This window comes from Levilactobacillus zymae DSM 19395 (genome assembly GCF_001434115.1).
Lineage (GTDB): Bacteria > Bacillota > Bacilli > Lactobacillales > Lactobacillaceae > Levilactobacillus > Levilactobacillus zymae.
This window is the reverse complement of sequence record NZ_AZDW01000041.1, coordinates 25,732-34,098: the sequence shown is the minus strand read 5'-3', so window position 1 is coordinate 34,098 and position 8,367 is coordinate 25,732. Positions and strand designations below refer to the sequence as shown.

9 protein-coding genes are annotated in these 8,367 nt (G+C 52.5%); 8 read left to right on the top strand and 1 reads right to left on the bottom strand.

Annotation, left to right across the window (positions count from 1 at the left end):
* The first annotated feature begins 59 nt into the window (after positions 1-59).
* From FD38_RS10195 to FD38_RS10155, 8 genes are all read left to right on the top strand, one after another.
* A complete protein-coding gene (locus tag FD38_RS10195; protein ID WP_152318955.1) occupies positions 60-701 on the top strand; it encodes an ATP-binding cassette domain-containing protein in 642 nt (213 codons plus the stop codon).
* The gene (locus tag FD38_RS10190; RefSeq protein WP_057733880.1) at positions 688-1,440 is read left to right on the top strand and encodes a hypothetical protein; all 753 of its coding nucleotides are present in this window, start codon (positions 688-690) and stop codon (positions 1,438-1,440) included. Before FD38_RS10195 ends, FD38_RS10190 begins: the two co-directional genes overlap by 14 nt.
* 19 nt (positions 1,441-1,459) lie before the next feature.
* Positions 1,460-2,233 (top strand): hypothetical protein, encoded by a 774-nt coding sequence (locus FD38_RS10185; RefSeq protein ID WP_057733878.1) that lies wholly within the window; start codon positions 1,460-1,462, stop codon positions 2,231-2,233.
* A 22-nt stretch (positions 2,234-2,255) separates the two neighbouring features.
* A complete protein-coding gene (locus FD38_RS10180; protein WP_057733876.1) occupies positions 2,256-3,032 on the top strand; it encodes a hypothetical protein in 777 nt (258 codons plus the stop codon).
* A gap of 538 nt (positions 3,033-3,570) precedes the next feature.
* Positions 3,571-4,047 carry an RrF2 family transcriptional regulator gene (locus tag FD38_RS10170; protein WP_057733872.1) on the top strand — a complete coding sequence of 159 codons (477 nt, stop codon included), beginning with the start codon at positions 3,571-3,573 and terminating at the stop codon, positions 4,045-4,047.
* A 429-nt stretch (positions 4,048-4,476) separates the two neighbouring features.
* Positions 4,477-5,490, top strand: coding sequence for a lipoate--protein ligase (locus FD38_RS10165; protein WP_057733870.1), 1,014 nt, complete (start codon positions 4,477-4,479; stop codon positions 5,488-5,490).
* A gap of 126 nt (positions 5,491-5,616) precedes the next feature.
* Entirely contained in the window at positions 5,617-6,024 is a 408-nt protein-coding gene (locus tag FD38_RS10160; RefSeq protein WP_057733868.1) for a hypothetical protein, read from the top strand.
* A gap of 16 nt (positions 6,025-6,040) precedes the next feature.
* Positions 6,041-6,646: a hypothetical protein gene (locus FD38_RS10155; protein WP_225430814.1), complete on the top strand. Its 606-nt coding sequence runs from the start codon at positions 6,041-6,043 to the stop codon at positions 6,644-6,646.
* Between the two features lie 305 nt (positions 6,647-6,951).
* Here the strand turns inward: FD38_RS10155 and FD38_RS10150 are convergent, their stop codons facing one another.
* Positions 6,952-8,280 (bottom strand): MATE family efflux transporter, encoded by a 1,329-nt coding sequence (locus tag FD38_RS10150; RefSeq protein ID WP_057733866.1) that lies wholly within the window; start codon positions 8,278-8,280, stop codon positions 6,952-6,954.
* Positions 8,281-8,367 lie beyond the last annotated feature (87 nt).

The following is an 8,367-nucleotide window of genomic DNA, read 5'->3' as shown; positions in this document are numbered from 1 at the left end:
TTTTGAAAAACATGAAAACTGACGACTTTTTTGGAAGGTATGAATAATTCAGGTTACAGATTGCCACGGGGAAGGTGGTCGGCCTGTTAGGGGAAAACGGTGCCGGGAAAACCACCCTGATGCGGCTGATGGCTGACGTGGCCAAGGGTGCCAAGGGGACCATCGCCATCAACCAAAAGACCGACGGGACCCAACGTCGCGGCCTGATCAGCTTCACCGAAGCCTTACAGGGGTTTCGGCCGGGGAGTAAGCTCAGTCAGATTCGGGACGTTTACGCGACGGTCTACCCGGATTTTTCCGCCCAGAAATACATAGATTTGGTAACGTTCTTACAGATTGACGACGACTTGGAATTGAATAAGTTGTCCCGCGGGACCCGCGAAAAGTTCATCATCGCGCTGACCTTAGCGCGCCAAGCGGCCGTTTACTTGCTGGACGAACCCTTTAATGGGATCGACAGTATGAGTCGTAAACGCATCATCAGTAGCATTATCAAGTGGAAGGCCGACGACGCCACCATGGTGATCAGTGACCACTACGTCACCGAAATCGCGGCGTTACTTGACGAAGTGGTGATCATCAAGGACCACACGGTTTGCACGCACAAGAGTAGCGAGGAGATTCGTAGTCAGTTCGGCATCGGGGTCGAAGACTTCTACGAAAGCGTGTACGGAGGGGATATTCACGATGACGAGCTTTAGTGAGACCTTTCGCAGCATGTGGCGGTCGAAATTTCGCATCGTCAACATCTTATTGGTGATTTATCTGCTGCTTCTGGTGGTGACCTTGGGTGGTCAGCTGTGGAGTGATGGTTGGGCTAACCTGGACTTTACCAGTGCTAGTGGCGTCGGCTTTGGCTGGGGCTTGGTGGCCTTCATCTGGCTAACGGTGCAGACGGAATGCGATTACGTGAGCGACACCTACCGGCTGTTTCCCGCGACTAACGCGACGGTTTACCTGGCCGGATTGGCCACGACCGTCGTTGCCTTTGCCTATCTGGCAGCAATTCGCCTAGGGATTTTGGGCCTCGGACTAATTTTTGAACACCGGAACAGCGGCCTGGGACAGATGATCCACGAAACGGCGCGGCACATGGGCGCAGACGAGTGGCATTGGGCGATCTTGGTGGGCCTGCTCCTGGTGGCCTTAACGATTACCGGTTGGGTCTCCATTACCCTGATTCATTTTCTGGTTAACGTCGCGAGTGCCTTTCTGCCCAACGGTCGTAACCGGGTGGTCAAGGTGATCATCGCCGTCGTGGTGATTGGCTTATTGACCCTCCTGAATAAATGGCTGGGCGCCTTGCAGACGCAATTTATGGCGCATCAAGCTTTACAAACGAGTCTGATTTATCTGTTGGTCATTGCCGTGATTTGGGCGGCCGTTGAAATCTGGGTGAACATTTATCTGCTTCGGCGGTGGGTCGAAGCCCGGTATTAGGGGAAGGGGAGTGACACACGTGACGGGATTTAAAGCCATGTTTCGGGCCCTGTGGCGGCCCAAGTTTCATGATATGAACGCGATTTTAGGCTTGTATCTGTTGGTGATGGTGATTTCGCTGGTCCTGCAGGGATTTCATGACGGCTTAAACGGGATGAGTCTGGCGAACGCAGCGGTCGGTAGTGGCTCGGGATTCGGGCTGCTGGTCTTTGTCTGGCTGGCGTGGCAGATGGAAAAAGACCATACCAGTGCGACCTATCGGCAAATGCCAGCGACCAACACCAGCTTTTATCTAGCCGAGTTGACCGCGACAGCGGTTGGGGCGCTGTATTTCTTGGTGGTGCGGTCGGCCATCATGTTGGTGAGTTATCTAGGGTTTCACGGTGGCAATGTGCATCAGCTACTGGCCGAGTTATTTCGCGGCGCCCACAGTGACTACTCGCCGCTACAACTCGGGGGTATCGCGACCTACATCGTGGTGCTGTTCTTTCTGGTGGGCGTTCTGGCCTGGATGCTCATTAGTACGATTCACTTTGTGGTGACCACGATTAGTGCCTTCTTGCCTAACGTGGCACAGTGGCTGATTAAGCTGGTGCTCGCCATTCTGCTGATCGTGCTGATTATTCGCGTGATGGTCTGGCTGTTTGAACTGCAACACACGCTGTTTAACGGCTTGACGGAACAGCTGGTTCCCATCATGGCGTATAGCTTCGTTGCGGTGGTGTTGGCGGCAATCGTATTGGGAACCCTCAACGTTTACTTGTTAAAGCATTGGGTGGAAGCCAAGTACTAAATTTTTAGGGGAGGCGTTGGCCATGGCCACGTTTCAGGAGAGTTTACGGGTCCTTTGGCGGCCCAAATTACATCGAGCTAATCTGTTAGTCGGATTGTATTTGATTACCGTGGTGGTCAGTCTAGGGGTGCAAGTCTGGCTGGACGGGGTTACGGAGATGGATGTTCCCGGCACGTTCTTAGCCTTTGCGGGAGTCTGGGGTCTCGTGACCTTAATTGACTTGGCTCGGCGTGGTAGCCGAGAATTGGTGAGCGTGACGTACCGGTTAATGCCGGTACGTGAGTGGCAACTCTATCTGGCGAGTTTAGTCAGTTCGTTCATGGCCGACGTCTACGTGCTGGTCGTCGGATTAAGTCTCACGGTGATTGGGTTTAACTGGCCGTGGTTGGATCAGCACGAACGGGACCAAGTCCGGAATTTTATCCTCAGCAATAGTGGTGCTAGTAGCTATCGGGATGCCAGCTTATATTTGGCGCTGGGTTATCTTGCCGCGATGGTGGTCCTGGTGACGCTATGGGTGTGGGCGGCCGTTATTCTGGTCCAGTTCATCGTAACGACGATTAGTGCCTTTTTACCGAACTTCCAGCAAAAACTGGTCAAAATCGGGCTTGCCATCCTGCTGGTTTACGCGGGAATCATGGCCGTGAGTTGGGGGCTGGACGTGCAAACGCGTATCGTGGGGCACGTGTCCGACACGGCGCAAGATTGGATCAGTTTAGCGGTACCCGTCTTCTGGACGGTCGTGATGAGTGGCGTTAACGTGTATCTGATGCGTCACTGGGTGGAAGCCCGGGTTTAGAAACGGGGGAAATGAACATGCTAAGGTCCGTGAAATTTTGGTTAGCCATGATCTTATTATTGAATTTCTATAACTTGTGGCGAGACTCGTTCGGCGGCGTCATGTGGGAGTGGCACCTGTGCCTCGGTCTAAGCGGAATCGTCTTACTGGTGATGGCACTGTGGGACGCTTACGCGCGGCGGAAATATTTTAAAATGTAGGAATCAGGCACCGTCATTCGGGGAGGATGACGGTGCTTTTTAATTTTTAAACGGTTGACCAGTGACTACCCACTATTTTGGTGAAGAGGAATTTTCGTGCAATGAATTTGCAATTGAAGTGCAACAGGTAAGCAGGACACTACTTAATAGACAATCCAAGAACTTATCAACCACGAATTAAATCAACCAGCGAATGATATACAGCAATCTAAAAATTATACAGGCCGCGTCAAACTCGGAGAATTCGCCACGAACTCACAAAATCATCAAAGATTCGTTAACGGAGTGTGTTATTATAGAAATAAGATTACAGAATTTTGGAAAGTGATGGCGGAACCATGAGACTAGACTTTTCCGTTGCCGTTCACAGCTTGCTTTACCTGGACGAGAATCGTCCCCGTAAGATTGCTAGCCGGGAATTGGCAACGTCCTTACAACTGAACGCGGTGATGATCCGTAACATCTTATCGGTGTTGCATAAACAGGGTTACATCGAAGGGTCGGTCGGTAAAAATGGGGGGTACCAACTGATTCGTGATCTGAGTGACATCAACGTGGGTGAATTATACGATTTGACGATTCCACCAACGATTAGTTACGCGCGCTTTATTACGGGGGATTCTAAAGGCGCCAAGGCCAGCGACAGCACCGATATTTCGGCAAATATCTCACAGACGCTGACCGATTTATTCACCTTAGCCGATGAGGACTATCGGCGGTTTTATCACCGATTCACCATGACGGATCTGAAGCAGGATTTACACAATCACGGCTTCTTCCGCAATCTGGTGGGTCAGGATCATCCCCAGGCCTAACTGAGCAAAATTGACCCCTTTCTTAATGAAAGCGCTTATAATGTAGGTATAAAAGGGATGGCGGTTACGGCCACCATTAAGTATCACCAGCCAGGAAAAACATCCCGGCCGAAAAGGGCACCCCCATGGTGGGCGCCCTTTTTGCGTGCCCACGGGGTGTTGTGCGGCTCGGGGTTGACCAGCGGTGGGTCACATAAATTTCGTTATCTCGGATCGTGATATTTCGATAACTTTCAAAATTTTACGGGCCCCCGTACGGTTAAAAACCAGTCACTGTGAGAACAATTTTGCGTAATCTTTCACAATAAAATTTATAATTGAAAGCACAATTGTAATCGTTTTCAATCCGTGCTATGATTTTAAGTAACCAGTGTCCCCGGTTTGGTCGCCGGGTGCGCGGTTGGTTAATTTGAAAGGGGTTTTTGGGTTATGTACTGGTATGCGATGAAGTCACACGATATTCGGCGGAACTTAGCCACCGAACAATACTTAATGAACAACAAGCAATTCGATGAACCATTAGTTTTGTTCTACTACGAAGGTCCCTGCATCATTGTGGGCCGTAACCAAAACACTTTGGAAGAAATCAACCAAAAGTACGTTGAAGAAAACAATATCACCGTAACTCGGCGGTTATCCGGTGGGGGCGCGGTCTACCAAGACTTAGGGAACCTGTGCTTTAGCTTCGTGGTGGATAGCGACAGTGAAGAATTCGGGGACTTCAAGTCCTTCGTTCAACCGGTCGTCGACGCCTTGCATGACATGGGTGCCACCAGTGCCGAAGTGTCCGGCCGGAACGATATCTTAGTTGACGGCAAGAAGTTCTCCGGCAACGCGATGTATTCGCACAGCGGTAAAACTTTCTCCCACGGGACCTTAATGCTCGACGTGGACCAAGACGTGATTGCCCACGCCCTGAACGTCCCAGCCGACAAGATGAAGTCCAAGGGGATCAAGTCCGTGCGTTCTCGGGTCACGAACCTCAAGCCATACCTGGCACCGGAATACCAGAACCTGACCGTGCCAGAATTCCGGGACACCTTGCTGAAGGAACTCTTCCACGTTGATAACCTCGATGCCATCAAGGACAAGGAAGTTCAAATCAACGACGACGAACAAGCCGCCATTGACGAGATTTTCAACCAATACTACAGCAACTGGGATTGGGTTTACGGCAACTCCCCAGAATTCACGGTCAAGAAGCGGCAACACTTCACGGCCGGCACCATCGACGCACGGTTATTGGTCGAAGGTGGTAAGATCAAGAACATCAAGTTCTACGGGGACTTCTTCGGGCCAAGTGACGTGACCGAACTGGCGGATAAGCTGGAAGGGGTGCGTTACGACCGCGAACATGTCGGGGCCGTGTTGAACGCCGTAGATACGCAGAAGTACTTCAACGGAATTGACGTGAACGCCATCTTGGACCTGTTAGTCGACTAGTTGAAAACGGATTCGGAGATTTTACTGATTTTCCCTGCGGAATACGTTAGAATAGAATCAAATTGACTAAACGCGGTCGGTTGGCCGCGTTTTTTAGTTTCCCGACTATTATAAGGAGTTTTTTAAATGAGAGATCGCAACGTTATTTCGTGGGCCATTATTTCGCTGGTGGGTTTTCTGGTGATCAACTTTTTGATGAACCAACCCTTCGTTAAAATTGGGAGCGTCGCCAACGACTTCGGTCGGACGTCACTGCTGGCACTGGTCCTGTACGCCGTGCCGATTGTGTTAGCCATTTTAAACTGGAAACCATCATTTTACTTGCTGGGACTCGTGATTGTGTTGTATTCTTTGGGTCTGCTGGGCATGGTGTTCGTGATGTGGGGGACCAGTCACGCCAGCTTGACCATTCGGTTGGTGATGTCCGCCTTTAGCATTGGGATGCTGGTGGCCAACGCCTACTGGTTAGTCCTGGCATTGCGCTTACGGAAAGCCGAACGCGACGCCCGTGACCGCAGACGATTTGGCGAATAGGACGAGGTGAGTAGAAATGGAACGCAAGATTCAAGATTTTATTGATGCTGTCGAGAACGATGAGGTGGAACATTTCACCTCGAAGACGCCCCAAAAGGCTTTTTATGCCGACCCGGACAAGGCGGTGGCCCCGTTAGCCGCCTTTATCCGCGAGCAGATTGGCCAGAATCACTTGGCCCAGGCCGAAACCACGGTCAACGGGACCGATATTTCGGTGCGGTTGGAACTTAGCGTGATCAACCTGCCGCTGCAGGATACCAAGACCATTGCGAAGATTATGGACGTGGCCGAAACGGCGCCGCTGAACGTCAATGCCGTGATCGAAACGCCGGACATTAACGTGTCGGGCTTACGGATCGACGCGTTGGCTCCGGCCGACACCTACGTGGCCCAGGCGGACACGGCGGATGCCAGCCTACACGACTGGTTAAAGTTGCAAATCGAGAAGTTGCAGACGGCCGCCGAAAACGCCAAGGAAGCCGCGGCCGCCACGGATCAACCCAAGGCCGACCTGAAGCAACCCGCCACTAAGGCGAAGACTTCGGCCGCACGCAAGCCGGCGACCAAGCGCAAAACGACCACGCGCAAGACCACGGCGAAGAAAACCACCACTAAGAAGTAACGCTGAGCGTCCGGGAGACTGCCTGGGCGTTTTTGTTTGGGCCTTGCATCGCGAGTGGAGATATGGTAGAGTATCTCTATGCGATGAGTCGAGAAATCACGCGCGATTGGCTTGCCAATCACGTCCGCGCAAGCGGCTAGGTGAATTTTGAGCGGCAGGGCACTTTTGATCACCGTATTGTGATGTGTCTGATTTTGCGGGAATGTGGATTCCAAAATAAATCCTGTTAGGGTTCGCCCTAACGGCTGCCAAAAACGAGCCGAGAAGTTTACTTCTCGGCTCGTTTTTTTTGTCTAACGGTCAAGTTAGGCGCGCAAGGGAACGTCCCGAAAGGCCCGGCGGTAAAGCCAGCTACCAATCAGGCAGGTTAAGACGTCGGCCACGGGTTGGGCCCAGATGATCCCAGTTAACCCGAAGAAGTGCGCCAGAATCACGATGGCTAGGCCCAGTAAGACCGCTTGCCGGGCGAGGGCCATAATCAGGGCACTGGTGCCGTTACCGACCGATTGGAAGACGGTCGTGAACACCAGGATGAAGCCCACTAACGGCGTGGTGATCAGGATGGCGCGCAACATCACCGTGCCCATGGCCACAATGGTGGGCTGATTCATGAACAAGGCAATTAACTGGGGCGCGAAGATGATTAACAGAATGGCGCAGACCAGGGCGTAGCCACCTTCGATTTTGAGGTCGAACCGGAGCGTTGCGCGTAGCCGGGGCCAATTTTTCGCACCGTAATTATAGCCGATCAAGGGCTGGGCCCCGAACGCAAACCCAATCATCACCATCATCACGACCATGTAGATTTTTTGGACGATGCCCATGGCCGCCACGGCTTGGGCCCCGTACGCGGCGAGGTAACTATTGAGCAGCATTAAGCCGAAACTCTGAGTCAGGTTGGTCAGGGACGCCGGGATGCCCACGGCCACGACCGCCTTAAACGTGGGACGTGAAATGTGGGCTTGGTTGGGTGCTAACGATAACGATTTGGCCCGGCGCATGAAAATCACCAGCAGCCCGGTATTCACGGCAAAGCCCAACACGTTGGTGAATGCCACGCCCGCAGCGCCCCAGTGGAAGCCGAAGAGAAACAGCGGGTCGAGGATGATCGTGAGAATCGTCCCACTAACGGTGGCGATCATCGACAGTTGCGCCAAGCCCTCCGTGCGAATAATGTTACCGGGGACTAACGACACGATGATGAAGGTGGACCCCAGGACCAACACCCGGTAGAAGTCGGCAATGTAGGGCCGCGTGGCGTTAGTGGCCCCGAGGAGGGTCAAGATGGGTGCCTCAAAAACCAGTAGCAGGACGGTCAGAACCAGGCTCAAAGCGATGGCGGCGTAAAAGCAAAAGCTACTGATCCGGGCACTTTGTTGGTAGTCGTGTTTCCCGAGGACCCGCGAAATCACGGCACTGCCGCCGAGGCCGAAGATGTCCCCAATGGCTAGCATGAACGAGAACAGGGGACTGCCCAGGGCAATACCGGCAACCAGGTCGGCGTTACCGGTTTGAGCCACGAAAAACGTGTCTGCCAGGTTGTAGATCATGCTGGCGACCATCCCCAACACCACGGGCAGGGCTAATTGCAGGTAGGCCTTCGGAATCGGGGCTTTTTCAAATAAATCATTCACCAAAAGTCACTCCTTATCTGAACAGTCGCTCGTCAGCTGGCGTGACTTGGCGGAACAGAAAAATAGTATTTTAATTGCCTTAAAAAT